19 protein-coding genes are annotated in these 21361 nt (G+C 44.5%); 18 read left to right on the top strand and 1 reads right to left on the bottom strand.

Annotated features, from left to right (window positions below; all coding sequences use genetic code 11):
• Positions 1 to 39: 39 nt before the first annotated feature.
• Positions 40 to 786, bottom strand: coding sequence for a flagellar basal body P-ring formation chaperone FlgA (gene flgA, locus OCT63_RS10410; protein WP_060467281.1), 747 nt, complete (start codon positions 784 to 786; stop codon positions 40 to 42).
• 78 nt (positions 787 to 864) lie between these two features.
• Between flgA and OCT63_RS10415 the strand changes: the two genes are divergently transcribed.
• The 18 genes from OCT63_RS10415 to fliD all read left to right on the top strand — a co-directional run bounded on the left by OCT63_RS10415 (position 865) and on the right by fliD (position 21358).
• Positions 865 to 1791, top strand: coding sequence for a chemotaxis protein CheV (locus OCT63_RS10415; protein WP_017056849.1), 927 nt, complete (start codon positions 865 to 867; stop codon positions 1789 to 1791).
• Between the two features lie 11 nt (positions 1792 to 1802).
• Positions 1803 to 2630 carry a protein-glutamate O-methyltransferase gene (locus OCT63_RS10420; RefSeq protein ID WP_060467282.1) on the top strand — a complete coding sequence of 276 codons (828 nt, stop codon included), beginning with the start codon at positions 1803 to 1805 and terminating at the stop codon, positions 2628 to 2630.
• A gap of 256 nt (positions 2631 to 2886) precedes the next feature.
• Positions 2887 to 3282, top strand: coding sequence for a flagellar basal body rod protein FlgB (flgB, locus tag OCT63_RS10425; RefSeq protein ID WP_017056851.1), 396 nt, complete (start codon positions 2887 to 2889; stop codon positions 3280 to 3282).
• A 4-nt stretch (positions 3283 to 3286) separates the two neighbouring features.
• On the top strand, positions 3287 to 3700 hold the full coding sequence (flgC, locus tag OCT63_RS10430) for a flagellar basal body rod protein FlgC (protein ID WP_017056852.1): 414 nt from the start codon (positions 3287 to 3289) through the stop codon (positions 3698 to 3700).
• A 17-nt stretch (positions 3701 to 3717) separates the two neighbouring features.
• The gene (flgD, locus tag OCT63_RS10435; protein ID WP_017056853.1) at positions 3718 to 4431 is read left to right on the top strand and encodes a flagellar hook assembly protein FlgD; all 714 of its coding nucleotides are present in this window, start codon (positions 3718 to 3720) and stop codon (positions 4429 to 4431) included.
• A 49-nt stretch (positions 4432 to 4480) separates the two neighbouring features.
• Positions 4481 to 5785, top strand: a complete 1305-nt coding sequence (gene flgE / locus OCT63_RS10440; protein WP_137032329.1) for a flagellar hook protein FlgE — start codon at positions 4481 to 4483, stop codon at positions 5783 to 5785.
• A gap of 254 nt (positions 5786 to 6039) precedes the next feature.
• Positions 6040 to 6789 carry a flagellar basal-body rod protein FlgF gene (flgF, locus tag OCT63_RS10445; protein ID WP_009848571.1) on the top strand — a complete coding sequence of 250 codons (750 nt, stop codon included), beginning with the start codon at positions 6040 to 6042 and terminating at the stop codon, positions 6787 to 6789.
• A 21-nt stretch (positions 6790 to 6810) separates the two neighbouring features.
• Complete coding sequence (gene flgG, locus OCT63_RS10450) at positions 6811 to 7599, top strand: flagellar basal-body rod protein FlgG (protein WP_004739713.1); 789 nt, start codon at positions 6811 to 6813, stop codon at positions 7597 to 7599.
• Positions 7600 to 7702: 103 nt separating this feature from the next.
• The gene (gene flgH / locus OCT63_RS10455; RefSeq protein WP_060467284.1) at positions 7703 to 8479 is read left to right on the top strand and encodes a flagellar basal body L-ring protein FlgH; all 777 of its coding nucleotides are present in this window, start codon (positions 7703 to 7705) and stop codon (positions 8477 to 8479) included.
• Positions 8480 to 8573: 94 nt separating this feature from the next.
• The gene (locus OCT63_RS10460; protein ID WP_269983689.1) at positions 8574 to 9665 is read left to right on the top strand and encodes a flagellar basal body P-ring protein FlgI; all 1092 of its coding nucleotides are present in this window, start codon (positions 8574 to 8576) and stop codon (positions 9663 to 9665) included.
• Positions 9666 to 9675: 10 nt separating this feature from the next.
• On the top strand, positions 9676 to 10593 hold the full coding sequence (flgJ, locus tag OCT63_RS10465; protein ID WP_161674828.1) for a flagellar assembly peptidoglycan hydrolase FlgJ: 918 nt from the start codon (positions 9676 to 9678) through the stop codon (positions 10591 to 10593).
• A gap of 222 nt (positions 10594 to 10815) precedes the next feature.
• Complete coding sequence (flgK, locus tag OCT63_RS10470) at positions 10816 to 12696, top strand: flagellar hook-associated protein FlgK (protein ID WP_161749469.1); 1881 nt, start codon at positions 10816 to 10818, stop codon at positions 12694 to 12696.
• Positions 12697 to 12705: 9 nt separating this feature from the next.
• The gene (gene flgL / locus OCT63_RS10475; RefSeq protein ID WP_161688070.1) at positions 12706 to 13896 is read left to right on the top strand and encodes a flagellar hook-associated protein FlgL; all 1191 of its coding nucleotides are present in this window, start codon (positions 12706 to 12708) and stop codon (positions 13894 to 13896) included.
• 424 nt (positions 13897 to 14320) lie between these two features.
• Positions 14321 to 15457, top strand: coding sequence for a flagellin (locus OCT63_RS10480; RefSeq protein WP_060467289.1), 1137 nt, complete (start codon positions 14321 to 14323; stop codon positions 15455 to 15457).
• Between the two features lie 626 nt (positions 15458 to 16083).
• Positions 16084 to 17217: a flagellin gene (locus OCT63_RS10485; protein ID WP_065311174.1), complete on the top strand. Its 1134-nt coding sequence runs from the start codon at positions 16084 to 16086 to the stop codon at positions 17215 to 17217.
• A 472-nt stretch (positions 17218 to 17689) separates the two neighbouring features.
• Positions 17690 to 18820 (top strand): flagellin, encoded by a 1131-nt coding sequence (locus tag OCT63_RS10490; protein WP_017056863.1) that lies wholly within the window; start codon positions 17690 to 17692, stop codon positions 18818 to 18820.
• An 80-nt stretch (positions 18821 to 18900) separates the two neighbouring features.
• Positions 18901 to 19326: a flagellar protein FlaG gene (gene flaG, locus OCT63_RS10495; protein WP_060468227.1), complete on the top strand. Its 426-nt coding sequence runs from the start codon at positions 18901 to 18903 to the stop codon at positions 19324 to 19326.
• Positions 19327 to 19348: 22 nt separating this feature from the next.
• Positions 19349 to 21358: a flagellar filament capping protein FliD gene (gene fliD / locus OCT63_RS10500; RefSeq protein ID WP_161687686.1), complete on the top strand. Its 2010-nt coding sequence runs from the start codon at positions 19349 to 19351 to the stop codon at positions 21356 to 21358.
• Positions 21359 to 21361: the final 3 nt, after the last annotated feature.

The raw sequence follows: 21361 nt of genomic DNA on the forward strand, positions 1-21361 counted from the left end.
AAAATTAGCTAACGATACCGTCACTTTAGAAGTAAAGAGTTAAAAATAAACTGTGACTTCAGACATGCTGGTAACAATACCTTCAATTATACGCTGTGATTTATCATTTTTCACTCTTACTTGATCGCCCATCGAACCATCGGTCAATGCTGTACCTTTGGTGGTAATGGTCATGCCACCTTTTACTGCCTGTATGATAACCTTCTCGTTTCGGCAGACGACACAGACATCGCCTCTTTCGACAACATCGCCTGGGCGTAAGTTCTTTTTCACTTTCGCCCCGATGACTTGCTCTGGAAGTGTAAAGCCTTGACGACGAAATTTGTTTAGGGAAATCATGGCTGTGGTGACATCGTATTGGCCGACGATTTCACCTCTTGCGATTAAACGAGTAGTGGTGACGAGTGGTACTGACATCGAAATACGTACCGGGACATAAACTCGCCACTCATCAGGGATGCATTGCACTAAAACCGTAATACTGCTACGGGTATTGGTTGTCGTCGAGGCGCTGGTTTCAAGTGGGATAGGGCAGTCTGTTGCTTTGATTCTTGAGTCAACATTTGCTGAATTTACAAAGAGTTCGCCACCTTGTGGTTGCTCAACGGTATCAAGGATGTGTTGCTCTGCCGCAGACTGAATCATTTCAATTTGTTCTGGAGTCGCAGCTTGTATAAAAAAACTAAACAATATTGATAAAATGCCGATAAACTTAACGACAGTTTTAAAAGTAGCTCTACACATTGCTATGGAAAAAGCAGGCAGATTTGTTTTACGATTCGTCATTCTGTTTCTCTAGTAGTTCGTAGCTTGCAGTAGACTAACACTTTTTTATCCAAAAAAGTTTGATATGGAGATGAGCTCATGACGGGTATTCTTGATTCAGTGAATCAGCGTACGCAACTCGTCGGTCAAAACCGATTAGAATTACTAACCTTTCGCCTAATGGGGCGTCAGCGTTACGGCATTAATGTCTTTAAAGTAAAAGAAGTGCTTCAATGCCCTAAGCTGACAAAGATGCCAAACTTAAACCCACTAGTTAAAGGTGTAGCGCACATTCGTGGCCAGACGATCTCTGTTATCGATTTGAGCTTAGCGACTGGTGGCCGTCCTACAACGGATGTTGAAAAGTGTTTTGTGGTTATCTCTGAGTTTAACCGAACCATTCAGGGATTCTTGGTCAGCTCAGTAGAGCGCATTATTAATATGCATTGGGAATCAATTCTTCCGCCGCCGGATGGGGCGGGTAGAGCAAACTACTTGACCGCGGTAACCAATATTGATAATGAATTGGTAGAGATTCTTGATGTTGAAAAGATCCTTGCGGAAATTTCGCCTGTTGATGAAACAATGGACAGTAAAATTGCTGAAGATATTGCGAAAGTAGAGCAAGAGAAACCATTAGTTCGCCGTATCTTGATTGCTGATGATTCAACGGTGGCTCGTAAGCAAGTTCAACGTGCGATTGAGTCGATTGGCTTTGAAGTTGTCTCAGTGAAAGATGGTAAAGAAGCCTATGAGAAGCTGGTACAGATGTCATCAGAAGGCAGTATTTACGATCAAATCTCATTGGTTATTTCTGATATTGAAATGCCAGAGATGGATGGCTATACGCTAACCGCCGAGATTCGACGTCACGCTGAACTTAAAGATCTATACGTAATTTTACACTCTTCATTGAGTGGTGTATTTAACCAAGCTATGGTTGAGCGCGTGGGGGCTAACTCTTTCATCGCTAAATTCAATCCTGATGAGCTTGGTGCAGCAGTTAAAGCTGCGTTAACTAACTAAAAGAGACATTAATGACTGCTATAACAATAAGTGATCAAGAGTATCGCGATTTCAGCCGTTTCTTAGAATCTCAATGTGGCATTGTATTAGGTGACAGCAAACAGTACTTGGTACGCAGTCGTCTAAGCCCATTAGTAGCGAAGTTTAATTTGGCTTCGTTATCTGATTTATTGAAGGACGTAGTAACAGGTCGAAACCGTGAACTGCGTGTGGCTGCAGTTGATGCCATGACGACAAACGAGACACTTTGGTTCCGTGATACTTACCCGTTTGCTGTGCTTGCGGATAAACTTCTACCGGAAATAGCGGCAAATAAACGTCCTATTAAGATTTGGTCAGCGGCCAGTTCTTCAGGCCAAGAAGCATACTCAATGGCTATGACGATTCTTGAAACTCAAGCTCGTAGGCCAGGTATGTTACCAAACGTATCGATCACGGGAACGGATATATCAGCAAGTATGTTGGATATGTGTCGCACAGGCGCATATGACAATTTGGCGTTAGGTCGGGGCCTTTCTCCTGAACGTCGCCGTACCTTCTTTGAAGATGCGGGCGATGGCCGTATGAAAGTGAAAGATAACGTAAAGCGTATGGTGAACTTCCGTCCTCAAAATTTGATGGAAAGCTATGCATTGTTAGGCAAGTTCGACATTATTTTTTGTCGTAACGTGTTGATTTACTTCTCGCCTGAAATGAAGTCAAAGGTACTTAACCAAATGGCAAACAGCCTGAACCCTGGTGGTTACCTGTTATTGGGGGCGTCTGAATCGTTAACAGGCTTAACGGATCGTTTTGAAATGGTTCGCTGTAATCCAGGCATCATCTACAAATTAAAGTAATGGTTGGCACCAGAATAAGGTGCGGCGTTACTGTTTAATTTCAAAACCCAGCCAAGTGCTGGGTTTTCTTTTTCCTGTTTAATCTATATCTTTAAGTCAGAGTGACATTCCAATTTACTCTATTTTTTTGGCTTGTATATTGCAGGTTCACCCACGAGTAATCGGTAAAAGTATTGATAGACCACTTTGTTTTAAAAGTTGGTATATATATTGCTTTGGTTACTTCATAACAGTCAGTTCTTGAGTTGAGGTTTACATGGCTATTTCTTTTGACAATGCTTTAGGCATTCACCAGCATACAGTTGGTGTACGTGAGCGTAACGCTGAGGTGCTTTCCACCAATATCGCGCAAGCCAACACGCCTGGGTATAAGGCAAAGGGATTAGACTTTGAGAAATCACTGCAAGCGGCAAGTTCTGGGGCAAGCATTGGTCTTAGCCGCACAGATGGTCGGCACATTTCTGCCTCAACAACGGTGAACGGGGAAACGAAGTATCGAATTCCTACCCAACCTGATACAGGAGATGGCAATACGGTTGATTTGGATTTGGAAAGAAACCTTTTCATGCAAAACCAAATTAGGCATCAAGCCTCTCTCGACTTCCTAGGAAGTAAGTTCAAGAATTTAACGAAAGCGATTAAAGGGGAATAATTAGATGAGCTTATTTAATGTATTCAATGTGACTGGTTCTGCGATGAGTGCTGAATCTGTTCGTCTAAATACGACCTCGAGCAATCTGGCGAACGCAGATAGTGTAAGTAGTTCTGCTAAAGAAACTTACAAAGCTCGTCACGCCGTGTTCGGCGCTGAGTTAAATAAAGCACGTAACAGTGGTCATACTGTGCCTGTGAAAGTATTAGGTATTGTGGAAAGCGATAAGCCGCTGAGCGCGGAGTACAACCCGGATCACCCATTAGCGAATAACGAGGGCTATATTTACAAGCCTAACGTGAACGTTATGGAAGAAATGGCGAACATGATTTCGGCATCACGTGCGTACCAAACAAACGTACAGGTTGCTGACTCGAGTAAACAAATGCTGCTGCGTACGCTGCAGATGGGTCAATAAGGATAAGGAGGTAGCACATGGCTGGAATCAACAACAATGTTGGTCAAAGCGGCTTGTCCTATGTTGACCAGCTGAAGAGTCTTCAAGATGGCGCTAAGAAGCCCGATGAAACAACAGGTAAGCAGGATCTTAAACAAGAAGATTTCTTATCTTTGTTGACTAAGCAACTAGCACAACAAGACCCTTTCAAGCCGGTTAGCAATGACCAGATGATTGCGCAAATGGCTTCATTTGCGACCGTAGATGGCATTGGCAAAATGAATACACAGTTTGAAAGCTTGAATTCATCAATGACCTCTAATCAAGCATTGCAGGCATCCTCTTTGGTTGGCCGTGATGTATTGGTTCCTGGTGCGGCAGGTGTGAAACCCGGTGATGGCGGTATGGCGGCAATGGTTAAACTTCCTCAGGCAATGGACAATGTAATGGTCCGTGTTGAGAACGAAGTTGGCCAATTGGTTCGCACTTTTGATATCGGCTCTAAACCATCAGGTGATACACGTGTTGAATGGGACGGAAAAGACGAAGACGGTAACCCATTGCCGGCCGGTAAGTACAACGTGAAAGCGTCGGGTTTATTGGATGGCGAGAGTACAGAGTTCCAAGTGTCGAGTTATGCGAACGTGAACAGTGTGCTTCTTGGTAAGGGTGATGGCAACGTACTACTCAATCTGGCTGGTTTCACATCGCCAGTACGACTTGCTGAAGTACTAGAAGTTGGTAAAGCGTAGCTTTTTGCAAAGTGACTATGCTAGCTAGATAGATTAGGAGAATATTGGAATGTCATATGTAGCTTTAAGCGGTCTGTCCGCTGCACAATTAGACCTGAATACAACCAGTAACAACATTGCGAACTCAAACACATTTGGCTTTAAAGAGTCTCGTGCCGAGTTTGGTGATGTATATTCAAACTCGTTGTTCACTAACGCAAAAACGGCGGCAGGCGGTGGTGCGCAAGCTAACCAAGTGGCGCAACAGTTCCATGAAGGTTCAAGTATTTATACGAATAATCCAATGGATTTGCGTATCAGTGGTACAGGTTTCTTTGCCGTATCGAAAGACCGCATGGTACCAGAGATCAATGAACTAACGCGTAATGGTGCATTTCACCTAAACAAAGACAACTACATGGTTACGGCTAATGATGAGTTTCTTTTGGGTTATGATGTCGATCCTAATTCGGGTGAAGTTCTTTCTTACGCGCCAAAGCCTCTCGACATTCCTGCTGAGTTTGGTAAGCCAAAACAGACAGAAAACATTGAAGTAGGGGTTAACCTGCCTGCAAATGGTGATCTTAAAGATCCGGCTGCATTTAACTTCGAAGATGCGGACACCTATAACCGTGCGACGTCTTCGACGGTATACGATTCTATGGGTCAGTCTTACAAGTTAACGACTTACTACCTCAAAGATCAGACTCAACCAAACACTTGGCAGACGTACTACACCATGTCAGATGAGAACGGCGAAAAGCCGGTGAACATTACAGGTGGTGATGCGACGAATGCACAAGGTCATGTTGGCCATACAATGAAGTTCAACAATGACGGTACGTTAGCAAGCCTGAACAATGGTCAGCCAATTAATTCTGAGCCATTAGGTGCTGGTGCGAACCCTGTTGATTTAAATGGTGCCGATCCAACGCAAGTACTTAAGTTCGGTCTCGATTCTTCAACTCAGTTTGCTGCACCGTTTGAATTGACTAAGTTTGATGAAGATGGCGCGACAACAGGTTTCTTAACCAAAATCGATTTCGATGAGTACGGCAGTGTTCTAGGTACTTACTCAAATGGTGAAAACGTGATGCTTGGCCGTGTAGGTCTGGTTCGTGTACCTAATGAGCAAGGTCTAGATAAGAAAGGCGGTACTCAGTGGGATTCTACTAACAACTCTGGTGATAAAATCTGGGGTGAATCGAATAAAGGTTCATTTGGTGGGATTAACAACGGCTCGCTAGAGCAATCGAATATCGACATGACGCAAGAGTTAGTTGACCTGATTTCTGCTCAACGTAACTTCCAAGCGAACTCTCGTTCTCTAGAAGTACATAACCAACTACAGCAAAATATTCTGCAAATTCGTTAATCGTTTTTTATAGAGTCTAAGTTATCTGAGAATACCCAATTTAATGTTATTAAATTGGGTATTGTTGCTTGCCTTACTATTTGCCACTCCTATTGCCGCCCGGTAGTACCACTGGCAACAATTCTTCCTGAGTGACCCTTTAATGTTCACCTTTTTTGTTTGTTTTATTTCTAAATTACTGATAAATAACAAGTAAAAATACTGGCACAGAGTTTGCTTTATTAGTTCCAGAAGATGATTTTTGGAGCAAAATTATGGATCGTGCCCTGTTTCTTGCCATGAGTGGCGCCAAGCAAAATATGCAAGCTTTGCAGTTGCGTTCAAACAACCTTGCCAACGTAAGTACTACGGGTTTCCGTGCTGATTTAGCACAAGCTCGTTCAATGCAAGCGTATGGCGAAGGTATGCCTACTCGTGTTTTCAGCATGACAGAGCGCCCGGGTCATAATTTCGCGCAAGGTAGCGTGGTCACCACTGGCCGAGATCTAGACGTCACCATTCAAGGTGATGGTTGGATTTCAGTGATGGACAACACTGGCCGTGAAGGTTTAACACGTAACGGTAACCTACGGGTTGACCAAAACGGTTTGCTAACCAACGCAAGTGGCCATTTAGTGCTTGGTGAAAACGACGCACCAATCACGCTGCCAATCCCAATCAGTAAAGTAGAAATTGGTACAGATGGTACGATCTCAGTCATTCCTCAAGGCGCTCCAGCTGAAGAATTGGCCGTAGTTGATCGTATTAAGCTTGTACGTCCAGATAACCAAAGTTTGTTTAAAGATACGAATGGTCTATTCCGTTCGAAAAACCCAGATCAGGCATACGAAGCGGATGCAGCGGTAACGTTGCTAAAAGGTGCTATCGAAGGCAGTAACGTAAATGCTGTCGGTGAAATGACCAGTTTGATTGACTTACAACGTCAGTTTGAAATGCAGGTCAAGATGATGAGTACGGCAGAGGAAATGGACAAGTCGTCTGATTCACTGCTTCGTATGAGCTAATAGAATTTAAAGGAATTTGCTATGCATCCAGCATTATGGGTAAGTAAAACAGGTTTAGACGCCCAACAAACCAATATCTCAACGATTTCGAACAACCTTGCCAACGCCTCGACCATTGGTTTTAAAAAGAGCCGCGCGGTATTTGAAGATCTGTTTTATCAGAACATCAACCAACCGGGTGGCCAATCGTCTCAGAACACTGAGTTGCCAAGTGGTTTGATGTTGGGTGCTGGTTCTAAGGTAGTAGCAACTCAAAAAGTTCACACTCACGGTAACGCGCAAACGACATCGAACAGCCTAGATATGATGATCGAAGGCGACGGCTTCTTCCAAGTTGAAATGCCAGACGGTGAGACAGGTTACAGCCGTAATGGTCAGTTCACACTGAACGGTGACGGCGCAATCGTGACATCGGGTCAAGGCTACCCGCTACAACCTGAAATCGTGATTCCTGAAGACGCGATCTCGGTGACAGTAGGCAACGATGGTGAAGTGTCGGTTCGTTTACGTGGTGAGCAAAACAACGTCGTAGTTGGCCAAATCACCATTACTGACTTCGTAAACCCCGGTGGTTTAGAGCCAGTCGGTCAAAACCTTTACTTACCAACGGGCGCAAGTGGCGACCCACAAGAAGGTGTTCCGGGTTTTGATGGCTTGGGTAACATCCGCCAGTCAATGCTAGAAACATCGAACGTAAACGTAACCGAAGAGCTAGTGAATATGATCGAAGCTCAACGTGTTTACGAAATGAACTCGAAAGTTATCTCGTCGGTAGACAAGATGATGAGCTTTGTTAACCAACAGCTGTAATTGGTTATTTGTCGCTGACTTGTTTTACACTCATTGACGTGTGTCACGACCTACTATTTACAACGGCCAACTATTTACAGCGGCCAACTAAGAGTATATCGCCATGAAACGTATTTTTTGTTTAGCTCTGTTTGTATCCATGACGGGCTGTACCATGCTGGCTCCAATTGAAACACCGGCAGAAGAAAACGCGACCACTGTAGTTGATGCGGTGGAAGGCGATAAGTCGACTCAAGAGAGTTCAGGCATTATCGATACGCTTCGTGGTCGAACCGATCCTGTTGCTGGTGACCCTGCATGGGCACCGATTAATCCAAAGCAAAAACCAGAACATTACGCAGCGGCAACGGGATCTTTGTTCAATATTAACCATATTGGCAGCATGTATGATGATTCAAAGCCTCGTGGTATTGGCGATATTATTACTGTGGCGTTAGATGAAAATACGCGAGCGACCAAAAAAGCCAATGCTGACATGTCTAAGTCGAACGATGCATCGATGGAACCTCTGGCTGTTGGCGGCCAAGAGTTAGCTATCGATAAGTACAATTTCTCTTACGATTTGAGTAACACCAACACCTTTGCCGGTGATGCATCAGCCAACCAAAGTAACAGCATCAGCGGTTACATTACCGTTGAAGTTATCGAAGTATTAGCCAATGGCAACCTAGTGGTTCGTGGCGAAAAGTGGATGACACTGAACACGGGTGATGAGTACATTCGCTTAAGCGGCACCATCCGTCCTGATGATATTGACTTCGAAAATACCATCGCTTCAAACCGGGTTTCTAACGCACGAATTCAGTACTCAGGGACCGGCGTACAAAAAGATATGCAAGAGCCTGGATTCTTGGCACGATTCTTTAATGTATCACTGTAGAGCTTGAGAGAATGTCGGCTTACTGACAGCCTCTATCACTGAGCCATATTTAGCTAAGCTATTCTAAATTAAAGCAATACAGACAGGTTACTCAATGAAAAAACTAATGCTCGTACTATTCGGCGTGCTATTTCTTGCCACCAGTGCCCATGCTGCGCGTATTAAAGACGTGGCAAAAGTGGCGGGTGTTCGTAGTAACCAACTTGTCGGTTATGGTCTGGTCACGGGTTTGCCGGGTACAGGTGAGACAACTCCCTTTACCGATCAAACGTTTAACGCGATGCTGCAAAATTTTGGCATCCAATTGCCGCCCGGCACTAAGCCAAAAACCAAAAACGTAGCGGCTGTTATTGTTACCGCTGAATTGCCAGCCTTCTCTAAGCAAGGCCAGGAAGTTGACGTAACGGTTTCTTCTATCGGTTCGGCAAAAAGCTTGCGTGGCGGTACCTTGCTACAAACCTTCCTAAAAGGTCTTGATGGCCAAGTGTATGCAGTAGCGCAAGGTAACTTGGTGGTCAGTGGCTTCAGTGCACAAGGTAACGACGGTTCAAAGCTTGTCGGTAACAATCCTAACGTTGGTATTATCTCTAGCGGCGCGACAGTTGAGCAAGAGATCCCAACGCCATTTGGCCGTGGCGACTACATCACTTTTAATCTAATCCAATCCGATTTCACAACGGCTCAGCGTTTAGCTGATGCGGTTAATAATTTCCTAGGTCCACAAATGGCTTCAGCGGTAGACGCGACTTCAGTAAAAGTTCGCGCACCACGTGAAATCAGCCAACGTGTGGCGTTCTTATCGGCTATCGAAAACGTCGAATTCGACCCTGCAGAAGGCTCTGCAAAAATCATCGTTAACTCTCGCACCGGTACCATTGTGGTTGGTAAGCACGTTCGTCTAAGAGCGGCGGCGGTAACCCATGGTGGTATGACGGTTGCAATCAAAGAAAATTTGAATGTGAGTCAGCCGAATGCATTTTCTGGCGGTCAAACAGTGGTCGTCCCTGATTCTGATATCGAAGTCACCGAAGCCGATGGCAAGATGTTCAAGTTTGAACCGGGTCTAACGCTGGATGATTTGGTTCGAGCCGTCAACGAAGTGGGCGCAGCGCCTTCTGATTTAATGGCAATCCTTCAAGCACTGAAACAAGCCGGTGCAATTGAAGGCCAATTGATCATTATCTAAGGAATAAAGCATGATTAAGAATAACAATGACATCGGCTTTATTCACGACATCGGTAGCTTAGACCGCCTTCGTCAACAAGCGGTAAATGGTGAAGAAGGCAGCGAAAAAGAAGCACTGACGGCTGCGGCAAAACAGTTTGAATCGATTTTTACCTCGATGTTGTTTAAGTCGATGCGCGACGCGAACTCAAGCTTTAAGTCGGATATGTTGAACAGCCAGAACGAACAGTTCTATCGTCAGATGCAAGACGACCAAATGGCGAGTGAATTGAGCGCTTCGGGTTCGCTAGGCCTAGCGGATATGATTGTGGCTCAATTAAGTGCTGGTCAAGCAAGCGATGCGGCAGAAGATAAGGTTCGTAGTGAAGGCTTTGATACTTCACTGCAAAGACCTCAGTACTCAGGCCGTTCAGAAGATAGAGTATCTGAAGTTCAATCTGCATCAGCGGCTAAACAACCCGTCTCTTTCGATTCTCCAGAATCGTTTGTTACCTCTATGAAGCCTTATGCTGAAAAAGCAGCAAGCGCGCTTGGTGTCGATTCATCGTTGCTATTAGCACAAGCCGCTCTTGAAACAGGTTGGGGGTCTAAAATGGTTAAAAACTCTTTGGGTAATAGTAATAACCTATTCAACATCAAAGCCGATAGAAGTTGGAAGGGCGATAAGGTTGCTACGCAGACTCTTGAGTTCCATGGTAAAACAGCAGTCAAAGAGTCAGCGTCTTTCCGTTCTTACTCAAACTTCGAAGACAGCTTTAATGACTATGTGAAGTTCTTGAACGAAAATCCAAGATACGAAACGGCATTGAAGCATCAGGGTAACTCAGAGAATTTCATTAAAGGTATCCACCAAGCGGGTTACGCAACTGACCCTAACTATGCCGATAAGGTATTGCGCGTTAAAGCTAAGATTGATGAGATGAATTAGCGCAATCAACTAGCATTGAGAGCTTGCCATTGGCAGGCTTTTTTCTTATCCGCCACCTCAAACCTGGCCCCGTTGTCCATAGTTATCTCCTTACACTTCAATAAATTATTGTCTTTTAACTCTCTGCTAATTCTATTGGCACATATATTGCTAATTATCTTAGTAATATACGGTTGTAGTTAATCAGTTCATTCTGATTTTGTTAAGTTTTTTGGGGGCATTATGGCGTCGGATCTTCTGAATGTAGGGGCACAAAGTGTTCTTACTGCTCAGAGACAGTTAAACACCACAGGTCATAACATTTCTAATGCCAACACAGAGGGCTTTAGCCGCCAATCTGTAATTCAAGGTGTGAATGACCCGCGTCAGTACGGTGGCCAGTCCTATGGTATGGGTGTGCATGTGGAAAATGTTCGCCGCTCTTGGGATCAGTTTGCCGTTAAAGAGCTTAACTTATCGACAACCAATGCCGCCAACAAAGGCGATACCGAAGCTAACCTCGACATGCTGTCGAGTATGTTGTCATCGGTCGCTTCAAAGAAGATTCCAGAAAACCTCAATGAATGGTTTGATTCGGTTAAGACACTTGCTGATACACCTAATGATGTAGGTGCGCGAAAAGTGGTGTTAGAAAAAGCCGAGCTGTTAAGCAAAACACTGAATGAATTTCATGAAACGGTGCGCCAACAATCTGATTCTACGAATAAAAAATTAGATATGGGTATAGAGCGAGTTAACCAACTCGCTTACGAGATCCGTGACGTACAACGCTTAATGATGCGAACTCCTGGGCCTCATAATGACTTACGAGATCAGCATGAGAAACTGATTAATGAGCTGTCTGGTTACACCAAAGTAACGGTGACGCCACGCTCGAATGCCGAAGGTTTTAATGTCCATATCGGTAATGGCCATACCTTAGTTTCTGGTAGTGAAGCGAGCCAATTAAAAATGGTCGATGGCCTACCAGATGTCCATCAACGTCGCTTAGCGATTGTTGAAGGAAAGTCTCTAAAACCGATAACTAGCAGTGATATCGATGGAAAAATCGGTGCCATGTTAGACATGCGAGATGACCACATTCCAGAAGTCATGGATGAACTGGGTCGTTTGGCGACGGCGTTTTCACACAAAGTCAATGAGTTGCAATCGCAAGGTTTAGATCTTAATGGCAACGTGGGTAAAAATCTGTTTACCGATGTGAACTCTGAGCGGGTGGCAAAATCACGCGTGACGGCGAGCAGCCAGTCAAAGGCTGATGTTGCGGTTTATATAGATGACACCTCTGCTTTAAAAGGCGGAGAGTATGGCCTTAAGTATGATGGCAGTGACTATGTCGTGACCAAGCCTGACGGTGAAACGGTAAAAGTCAGCACTAATTCAAGTGGCAACGCTTTTAATCTTGATGGTATGCGAGTGGAAGTTCGCAACCCTCCTGAGCTTGGAGAGAAATTGCTGTTGCGTCCAACTCGCAATTTTGCCGCACAGATTCAGATGGAAACCAAAGATCCAAAAGACATTACTGCGCAAAGTTATGAAGCATCGACCACGTTTGCCAAAGGCACGGCAGGCTTCAAAATTTTACAAGCGGGTCAACTGCGCGAGTTCGAAGTCATTGTGTCACCCAAGGGTGAGCAGTTTGCGGTGACGGACCCGAAAGGCAACATTTTAATGCAGCCGCAACCGTATCCGCCTGAAGGGCCGGTCACTATTAATGGCACCACGTTTGAGTTAACTCCGGGAGCGTTGGCAAACGATAAATTTACGGCAAACCTTGTCCCATCAGAAGGTGACAACGGCAATCTACGTAAGATGCAGAATCTACAAACCGGAAAAATTTTGAACGATGGTGAGTCTACGATTTTAGACCTTTACCATAACTTGAATACCAATATGGGGTTGAAGTCTTCAACGGCCAATCGCTTGAGTGATATTGCGACCTTAGAAAAACAGTCAGCTCAAGAGCGTATTGCTTCGGTATCCGGGGTCAATCTCGATGAAGAAGCAGCCAATATGATGAAGTTTCAGCAAGCGTATATGGCTTCCTCACGCATCATGCAAGCAGCCAATGACACGTTTAACACTATTTTAGCTCTGAGATAGGAAGTGTAAATGTTGAATCGTATTTCTAGCTTCCATAACTATCAGTCAGTACAAAATGACTTGCGCCGCCAAGAGAACAAGGTGCATCACAACCAAGCGCAACTCGCTTCTGGTAAGCAGCTGCAGTCGCCAAGTGATGACCCGTTGGCGACCCACTACCTACAAAATATTGGTCAGCAATCTGAGCAACTGAAACAATATGTTGATGCTATTACGTTGGTTCGAAATCGTTTAGAGCATCATGAAGTTATGATGTCTAACTCGGAAGGCTTTGCTGATGAAGCCAAACGAACCGTAATGGAAATGATCAACGGCGCGCTTTCACCGGAAGACCGTTTAGCTAAGCAGCGTGAAATTAAAGAACTGGCGAATAACTTTTTGTACTTGGCCAACTCTCAAGATGAGTCGGGTAACTATACATTTGCGGGCACTAAGCCGAAGAACCAGCCTTTCTTTCGAGATAACGAAGGGAACGTGACGTATCAAGGTGATGATTACCAACGCAAGATGCGTGTGGCAAGTAGCTTTGAGATGGCAATGAATGATCCGGGCAGCAAGTTATTTATGGAAATAGATAACCCTTTCGGTGATTACGAGCCCCAATATGAGCTTGAGTCTGCCTCTGAGTTATTACTCGAGCGTGCGACTAACAGCGCAGAAGATGGTTCTACCTATAAAGTGACTTTCGTCGACATGCAGACGGGTAAGTTCGCTTATCAACTTGAAAAAGATGGTGCAGTGGTTGCGGCAGAAGATTTTGATCCTTCGACAGGCATTGTTTACGAAGGGCTGAATATTCAAATCAAAGGCCAGATCACTAAGGGTGATTCAATCACCTTAGAGCCGAGAGAGACATTCTCTATTTTTGATACATTCAAAGAAGCGGCAGAGCAAGCAGAACATCCGGTTTCAGATGCGTCGGCGACCGCGAAACTGCATCAAGTGACCGAAGAGTTCCATGCTGCGTTTATTCATTTGACGAAGGCAAGAACCGATGTCGGTGCGCGTTTGAATACCTTGGATATTCAAGAGCAACAACATGAAGATTTTAAGTTGTCTTTAGCAAAAGCAAAAAGCAACTTTGAAGATTTGGATTATTCGAAAGCAATCATTGAATTCAATGAAAACTCTCGGGCACTGCAAGCTTCACAACAAGCGTTTGGCAAAACTAAAGATCTGACCTTGTTTAACTATATTTAATAATTAATCGGTATTTAGTGGTGACTTGTCGATCACCATGGCGTTGATTCCTTGCCGTATGTGCTATGCCATACGTGCGAATGACTCCAATGTTTGCCGCTTTTTTGTACGAAACATTTTGTTTTTCAAGATAGCGGCAAAAAACGGCAATCAGGAGGGTGTACGTTGTTTCACCCTCAAAGAACAAACAATCATAATTGCGTTTAATTTTGTGTAAGTTTTTGATTTTTATTTATTTAATTAAAAAATTATTTATACAAAATTAAACTTGGCATACAACTTGTATCTGTGTTGGTTGTAAATGATTAATACAGATCTTAAATCCTGTACAGGGTTTATCGAGTAATACACGGTCAGTGCTTATCCATATGAGAGTAAAGCTGGCCGCTTCGCAGAGAGCTTGCGAACTCATAAGGAGAGCAAAATGGCAGTTAATGTAAGTACTAACGTTTCCGCAATGACAGCGCAGCGTTACCTGAATAAAGCGTCTAATGACTTAGCGACTTCTATGGAGCGTCTGTCATCGGGTCACAAGATCAACAGTGCGAAAGACGATGCAGCGGGTCTACAAATCTCGAACCGCTTAACGGCGCAATCTCGTGGTCTTGATGTGGCAATGCGTAATGCCAATGACGGTATCTCGATCGCTCAAACCGCTGAAGGTGCGATGAACGAATCAACCAACGTACTACAACGTATGCGTGATCTGGCGATTCAATCATCAAACGGTACCAACTCGCCGGCAGAGCGTACTGCACTGAATGAAGAGTCAATGGCACTTCAAGATGAGCTTAACCGTATCGCTGAAACAACCTCTTTTGGTGGCCGACGCCTATTGAACGGTTCATTTGGTGAAGCCTCATTCCAGATCGGCGCTAGCTCCGGTGAAGCCATGATCATGGGATTAACGAGTATCCGTGCTGATGACTTTCGTATGGGGGGCACTACATTTGATTCTGAAAACGCTAAAGATAAGAACTGGGAAGTGCCTGCACAAGCTCGCGACCTTAAGTTCGAATTCAAGACTAAAGCGGGCGAAGACATCATTTTAGATATCAATACCAAAGCGGGTGATGATATAGAAGAGCTAGCGACTTACATTAATGGTCAGTCTGATTTAGTGAACGCATCGGTGACTGATGAAGGTCGTTTACAACTATTCGTTGCTGAACCTGATCTCGAAGGTGCAATGTCGATCTCTGGTGGTCTAGCCTCTGAGCTAGGTATTAAGAGCGAAGGTCGTCCTACATCAGTGCAAGACGTTAGCTTAACTAGTGTTGCAGGCTCACAGAACGCGATCAGCGTGATTGACTCTGCAATGAAATATGTAGATTCACAGCGTGCTGATTTAGGTGCGAAACAGAACCGTCTAAGCCACAGTATTAATAACTTGGCAAACGTACAAGAGAACGTAGACGCTTCTAACAGCCGAATCAAAGATACGGACTTTGCGAAAGAGACGACGCAAATGACCAAATCACAAATTCTGCAACAAGCAGGTACTTCGATACTTGCTCAAGCAAAACAGTTGCCTAACTCTGCAATGTCACTATTGCAATAGTTATTGGTTGAACTTGCTGCTCGTGTTCAGACGTGAGCCATGCAGCAAGGGAAACTGGCAAGCATACTTACTATTGAATGTTTAGCTCTCTCATCTCTCACCTGCTATCCATTTTTACAGTAAGAATGCAACGGCAAGTCGGAAATGTGTTCATTTCTCGATGATCTCCACACAGGCTCTGACGCGCCAACTAGCCCCGGTTCTCTCAAAGGAAAAGGGGCTTTTTCCTTTCTGCTTTCTGCCTCTTTGGGGCTCCCACTAGCTTTTTTCCTTATTCTTTTTCCGATCTACTTTACGGCCAATCATTCGCCTGGATCTCCCGGTTCACGCCAGTATGAAATGTTGGGGGATGGATCATTTCTATGCGTTGATTCATTTGAAGAACGTTTCGTACGTTTTATGAACACATTGAAATCTTTTGTTCGTCGATATTAGTGGTTGTTTTAGAAAAACATAAAAAATAATACGCTGAAAAATAAAGATTTATTATTTTATTTATAGTTTTTCAAAAGTTTTTCTAAAGCTTCGTGTTTTCGAGCCGTTACTAAAAGTAACTTTGAGAGAACTACTTGGTTTTCCGAGACGTCGGAAACCGCTATACCGGAAAATCAATTGGAGAAATCACCATGGCAGTGAATGTAAATACAAACGTTTCAGCGATGACAGCGCAACGTTACCTAAATAATGCAAACAACGCACAACAAACATCAATGGAGCGCCTATCTTCAGGCTCTAAAATCAACAGCGCAAAAGATGATGCTGCAGGCCTACAAATCTCGAACCGTTTGAACGTTCAGAGTCGTGGTCTTGATGTTGCTGTACGTAACGCAAACGACGGTATCTCTATTGCACAAACGGCTGAAGGTGCGATGAACGAGACAACGAACATCCTGCAACGTATGCGTGATTTGTCTCTACAATCTTCAAACGGCTCAAACTCAAAATCTGAGCGTGTAGCGATTCAAGAAGAAGTAACTGCACTGAACGATGAACTGAACCGTATCGCAGAAACCACGTCTTTTGGTGGCAACAAGCTACTTAACGGTACTCACGGTACTAAGTCATTCCAAATTGGTGCGGATAACGGTGAAGCGGTAATGCTTCAACTGAAAGACATGCGCTCTGATAACGCTCAGATGGGTGGTAAGAGCTACCAAACTGAGAACGCGAAAGACAAAGATTGGAATGTTCAAGCGGGCTCTAACGACCTGAAATTGTCGTTCACTGACAACTTCGGTCAAGCACAAGAAATCGACATCAACGCAAAAGCGGGTGACGACATCGAAGAGCTAGCAACGTACATCAATGGTCAACAAGATTCTGTTAAAGCATCTGTGACTGAAGACGGCAAGCTACAAATGTTCACAGGTAATAATAAAGTGAGCGGTGATGTGTCTTTCTCTGGCGGTCTTGCTGGTGAGCTAGGCATTCAAGCGGGCAAAGAAGTCACGGTTGATACTATCGACGTAACGTCTGTAGGTGGCGCACAAGAGTCTGTAGCAGTCATCGATGCGGCACTTAAGTACGTAGACAGCCACCGTGCTGAACTGGGTGCTTTCCAAAACCGTTTCGACCACGCTATCAGCAACTTAGACAACATTAACGAAAACGTTAATGCTTCTAAGAGCCGTATTAAAGATACCGACTTCGCGAAAGAAACGACTCAGATGACTAAGTCTCAGATCCTTTCTCAAGCTTCAAGCTCGATTCTTGCTCAAGCGAAGCAAGCACCGAACTCGGCACTTAGCCTACTAGGTTAATCGATTGAAAGGCCACGTTGACTATAAGCGTTGTTGAGCATAAGCGTTAACGTTAGGTTTCCACAAATTAGCTCGTGGTGAGAGATGAGCGCTAAACAGACCCAGCTTCGGCTGGGTTTTTTATTGCCTGTTGTTTGGTAACAGAGGGTTTGGGAAATTACGGAGCTGAGGAGTAGGAGTAAAAGCGAGTCCCTACCACTCTCGTTCCTCGTTGTAGAGAATCACGGGAGCGGGAAATGATGTTTTATTAGTTGAAGTTCGGTCACACTTTTCTTTGTTGTTGAAAAGAATACGAAAAAAAGCACATTTTTTATTAAAGCTTCTAACTAAGGGGCCGTTAAAGGGATTGAGAGAAATGATATGTACCAATGTAAGGTGAGAGAGACAGTGGTACATAAAACAATTTGATATGTATTTGTGTGAGGTGAGAGTCACATAGGTGCATTAAAAAAATGCCTAAAGGAGATCAACTATGGCGATTAATGTAAGCACTAACGTGTCTGCAATGACGGCTCAGCGCTACCTAAATAGCGCGGCTGAAGGTACTCAAAAATCAATGGAGCGTTTGTCTTCTGGCTATAAAATCAATAGCGCAAAAGATGATGCTGCGGGCCTACAAATCTCTAACCGCTTAACGTCGCAAAGCCGTGGCCTAGATATGGCTGTGAAAAACGCGAATGACGGGATCTCTATTGCACAGACAGCTGAAGGTGCAATGAATGAGTCAACCAATATTCTGCAACGTATGCGTGACCTTTCTCTTCAATCTTCAAACGGTTCGAACAGCAAATCTGAACGTGTTGCGATCCAAGAAGAAGTTTCTGCTCTAAATACAGAACTTAACCGTATCGCTGAAACGACCTCTTTTGGTGGTAACAAGCTTCTTAACGGTACTTACGGCAGTCAATCTTTCCAAATCGGTGCGGATTCTGGTGAAGCAGTAATGCTCACAATGAATAACATGCGTACTGACACTCAAGATATGGGTGGTAAGAGCTACAGCGTAGAAGAAGGCAAAGATGCTTCTTGGCGTGTAGGTGCTGGTGCTGACTTAACGATCAAATACAATGATAAGTTTGGTGAAGCACAAGAATTGTCTATTTCTGCGAAGGAAGGCAACGACATCGAAGAGCTAGCAACTTACATCAATGGTCAAAGCCAAGACGTTAAAGCATCTGTAGGTGAAGGCGGCAAACTGCAACTTTTCGCTTCAAGCCAAAAAGTTGAAGGTGATGTTGAATTCGGTGGCAGCCTTGCTGGTGAATTAGGTATTGGTGCTGGTAAAGACGTTACTGTTAACGATATCGACGTAACATCGGTTGCGGGTGCAAACGAAGCAGTCTCTATTATTGATGGCGCACTAAAATCTGTTGATAGTAACCGTGCTTCTCTTGGTGCTTTCCAAAACCGTTTTGACCACGCAATCAGCAACTTAGACAACATCAACGAAAACGTTAATGCATCTAAGAGCCGTATCAAAGATACCGATTACGCGAAAGAAACAACGGCAATGACGAAGTCTCAAATTCTGCAACAGGCGAGTACTTCTATCTTAGCGCAAGCGAAGCAGTCACCGTCAGCAGCTCTAAGCTTATTGGGCTAAACTTACTTTGGTAAGTAGCAGTAAACTCTACTCTGGTAGAGTTTTACTGTATGGCTCATAAAGGAGGGAGGGAGAGTGTTATGGAAATACCATCCAACGCATCGAACATCCAGCCTTATGGCTCACCCAATGGCATTAAATTTGCAAGCGATGAAGGTAGTAGTGCGTCGAGCACTTCGCGACTGAAAGAAGCAACATCTTATGACAAGGTAGATAAATCAAAAGAAGAGGCTACCGCAGCAGTGATTCAATTAGCTCAAGATAGACAAGAGCTAAATGATGAAGAGCGGGTCAAGATGGTGGAGAAGGTAAACGAGTTTATCTCCTCTCTTAACAAGGGTGTTGCTTTTAAGGTCGATGAAGAGTCAGGTAGGGATGTGGTGACCATTTATGAGACCACAACCGGTGATATTATTCGCCAAATACCCGATGAAGAAATGCTTGAAATTCTAAGACGCCTAGCAGCCCAAAACTCGAATAGTCGAATATTTGAGGTGAAGGTTTAAGTCGTATTATTGAGGTGATTTAATGAGTTTTGGCCCAATGGGGATTTCGTCTGGCATGGATATCAATTCCATGGTCAGCAAAATTGTTGATTCGGAGCGCGTACCTAAACAGCAACGAATCGACAATGAACGAACGCGAATCGATACCAGCATTAGTGCCTATGGAAGACTCAGAGAATCCCTTGACTCGATGAAAAACCTGATGACAAACTTTCGTCAGGAAAAAGCTTTTGCTGTGCGAACAGTGGAAAGTACCGATGAAGGTCTTGTTTCTGCGACCGCGACTACTGAAGCGATCGCTGGCAAATATGCCATCGATGTGTTGCAGCTTGCCCAGAGCCATAAAGTGGCTTCTGATGTACTATCAGAGGACATGAAGTTTGGCCCAGGTAAGCTGCAGATTTCGCTTGGCGATAATAGCTTTGATGTACAAGTTGGCGATAGATCGAAACTTATCGATATTGTTCGCAGCATAAACGGCGCAGATAGCAACCCAGGCGTTCGCGCATCGGTTATCAATGATGTCGAAGGCCCACGACTTATTGTTGCCTCGAACCAGTCCGGTTCCGATCAGCAGATCAGCATAAATGTTGAATCTGATACTGCCAATCCTCTCAAAAAACTCGAATACAAGACTCTTGAAGAGCGTGTTAAAACGTTGGAGAAAGCTCGTCTTTCTGCTCAAGAGATCCTTTCTAAGCCTGCACCAGGGCAAGAAGTTGCAGCCTTAGACCCCTTTAGTGAGGCTGATAAGTCTTCACTTGATGCTGACGGCAATCAGATTCCGCCACAAGAAGGTGGAAAGGGTAATTCTGCTCAGAGTGATAGTCTTAGTTACGGCGAGCAGGCCGCAGCCGATGGTCAAGCAGCGCTAGACGCTGCTCAGGCTGCAAAATCGGTGATGCCTGAAGATAATATTCCAGGCTGGACGGAAACGGCCTCTGGTACGTTATTGGACTCTTATTACACACCCGAACTTGAGCTTGATGAAAAGGCGATAGAGAAGGCACCCGATGTGCCGGGGTGGTCCAATGCCGCATCAGGTACGCTGACCGATTCCTACGTGACGCCAAAAGAAGCCCAACAAAAGCTTGAGGCTGAACAAGCGCGTATCGAAGAAAAAATTTCACAAGAAAAAGCGGATCTGGCTGAGAAAGTTCAAAAAGGCGAATTGACGGCTGAACAAGCTAAAAAGATTGAACGTGCCAAATTAGAACCGGAAGAGCGTGAGCATTTAGAGAAGGTCGATAAAGCACAAGCTGACTTGGTTCAGGCTCAACAGGCTTTTGATGCCTACAATGGTATGGCTGAAGTTCAAGCTGGACAAGACTCAATGGTGGTTTTGGATGGCGTTGCTCAGCTCTCTAGTAACAACAATGTGATTGAAGATGCCGTGGAAGGGATCGATATTACGGTAAAAGGAAAAACACCAAAAGATAAGCCGCCAGCAGAAATTGGTGTGGAGTACGATCGTAATAGTGTTCGCCAAGATATTGAAGCGTTCGTTAATTCTTACAATCAGTTTTACCAAGTGTCTAAAAACTTGGCGGGTGTTGACCCAACGACTGGGCAAAAAGGCCCTCTTTCTGGCGACAGTACGGTTCGTAACGCCGATTCGCGATTAAAAGGTGTGTTCTCATCAAGTATTGAAGGTGCACCCGATAACCTTAAGTCTTTGACTGAATTTGGTATCACGACTACAAGACAAGGCTCGTTAGAGATCAACTACGACATGCTTGATCGTCAACTTAATAATAATTTTGATAAGTTGGGTGAGTTCTTCGGGGGCAACAACGGTTTCGCTAAAAAGGTCGAAGATGCGATTCAAGGCATCACTGGTGTCACTGGCTCAATTCGTACGAGAGAAAAGAGCTTAGTTGAGCAAAATTACCGCCTAGCGGATGACCAAAGCGCGCTCGACCGCCGCATGGATAGCCTAGAGAACCGCACTCACTCTAAGTTCACTGCGATGCAAGATGCGACCAGTAAGATGCAATCTCAGTTGGGCAGTATGATGAATGCGTTGGGCTAGTAA

This window comes from Vibrio sp. RW, from assembly GCF_027587105.1.
Taxonomy (GTDB): domain Bacteria; phylum Pseudomonadota; class Gammaproteobacteria; order Enterobacterales; family Vibrionaceae; genus Vibrio; species Vibrio toranzoniae.

Excerpts from the sequence above, each read along its gene's own strand:
- flgA (WP_060467281.1), bottom strand. The coding sequence starts at position 786 with ATGACGAATCGTAAAACAAATCTGCCTGCTTTTTCCATAGCAATGTGT.
- OCT63_RS10415 (WP_017056849.1), top strand. The coding sequence starts at position 865 with ATGACGGGTATTCTTGATTCAGTGAATCAGCGTACGCAACTCGTCGGT.
- OCT63_RS10420 (WP_060467282.1), top strand. The coding sequence starts at position 1,803 with ATGACTGCTATAACAATAAGTGATCAAGAGTATCGCGATTTCAGCCGT.
- flgB (WP_017056851.1), top strand. The coding sequence starts at position 2,887 with ATGGCTATTTCTTTTGACAATGCTTTAGGCATTCACCAGCATACAGTT.
- flgC (WP_017056852.1), top strand. The coding sequence starts at position 3,287 with ATGAGCTTATTTAATGTATTCAATGTGACTGGTTCTGCGATGAGTGCT.
- flgD (WP_017056853.1), top strand. The coding sequence starts at position 3,718 with ATGGCTGGAATCAACAACAATGTTGGTCAAAGCGGCTTGTCCTATGTT.
- flgE (WP_137032329.1), top strand. The coding sequence starts at position 4,481 with ATGTCATATGTAGCTTTAAGCGGTCTGTCCGCTGCACAATTAGACCTG.
- flgF (WP_009848571.1), top strand. The coding sequence starts at position 6,040 with ATGGATCGTGCCCTGTTTCTTGCCATGAGTGGCGCCAAGCAAAATATG.
- flgG (WP_004739713.1), top strand. The coding sequence starts at position 6,811 with ATGCATCCAGCATTATGGGTAAGTAAAACAGGTTTAGACGCCCAACAA.
- flgH (WP_060467284.1), top strand. The coding sequence starts at position 7,703 with ATGAAACGTATTTTTTGTTTAGCTCTGTTTGTATCCATGACGGGCTGT.
- OCT63_RS10460 (WP_269983689.1), top strand. The coding sequence starts at position 8,574 with ATGAAAAAACTAATGCTCGTACTATTCGGCGTGCTATTTCTTGCCACC.
- flgJ (WP_161674828.1), top strand. The coding sequence starts at position 9,676 with ATGATTAAGAATAACAATGACATCGGCTTTATTCACGACATCGGTAGC.
- flgK (WP_161749469.1), top strand. The coding sequence starts at position 10,816 with ATGGCGTCGGATCTTCTGAATGTAGGGGCACAAAGTGTTCTTACTGCT.
- flgL (WP_161688070.1), top strand. The coding sequence starts at position 12,706 with ATGTTGAATCGTATTTCTAGCTTCCATAACTATCAGTCAGTACAAAAT.
- OCT63_RS10480 (WP_060467289.1), top strand. The coding sequence starts at position 14,321 with ATGGCAGTTAATGTAAGTACTAACGTTTCCGCAATGACAGCGCAGCGT.
- OCT63_RS10485 (WP_065311174.1), top strand. The coding sequence starts at position 16,084 with ATGGCAGTGAATGTAAATACAAACGTTTCAGCGATGACAGCGCAACGT.
- OCT63_RS10490 (WP_017056863.1), top strand. The coding sequence starts at position 17,690 with ATGGCGATTAATGTAAGCACTAACGTGTCTGCAATGACGGCTCAGCGC.
- flaG (WP_060468227.1), top strand. The coding sequence starts at position 18,901 with ATGGAAATACCATCCAACGCATCGAACATCCAGCCTTATGGCTCACCC.
- fliD (WP_161687686.1), top strand. The coding sequence starts at position 19,349 with ATGAGTTTTGGCCCAATGGGGATTTCGTCTGGCATGGATATCAATTCC.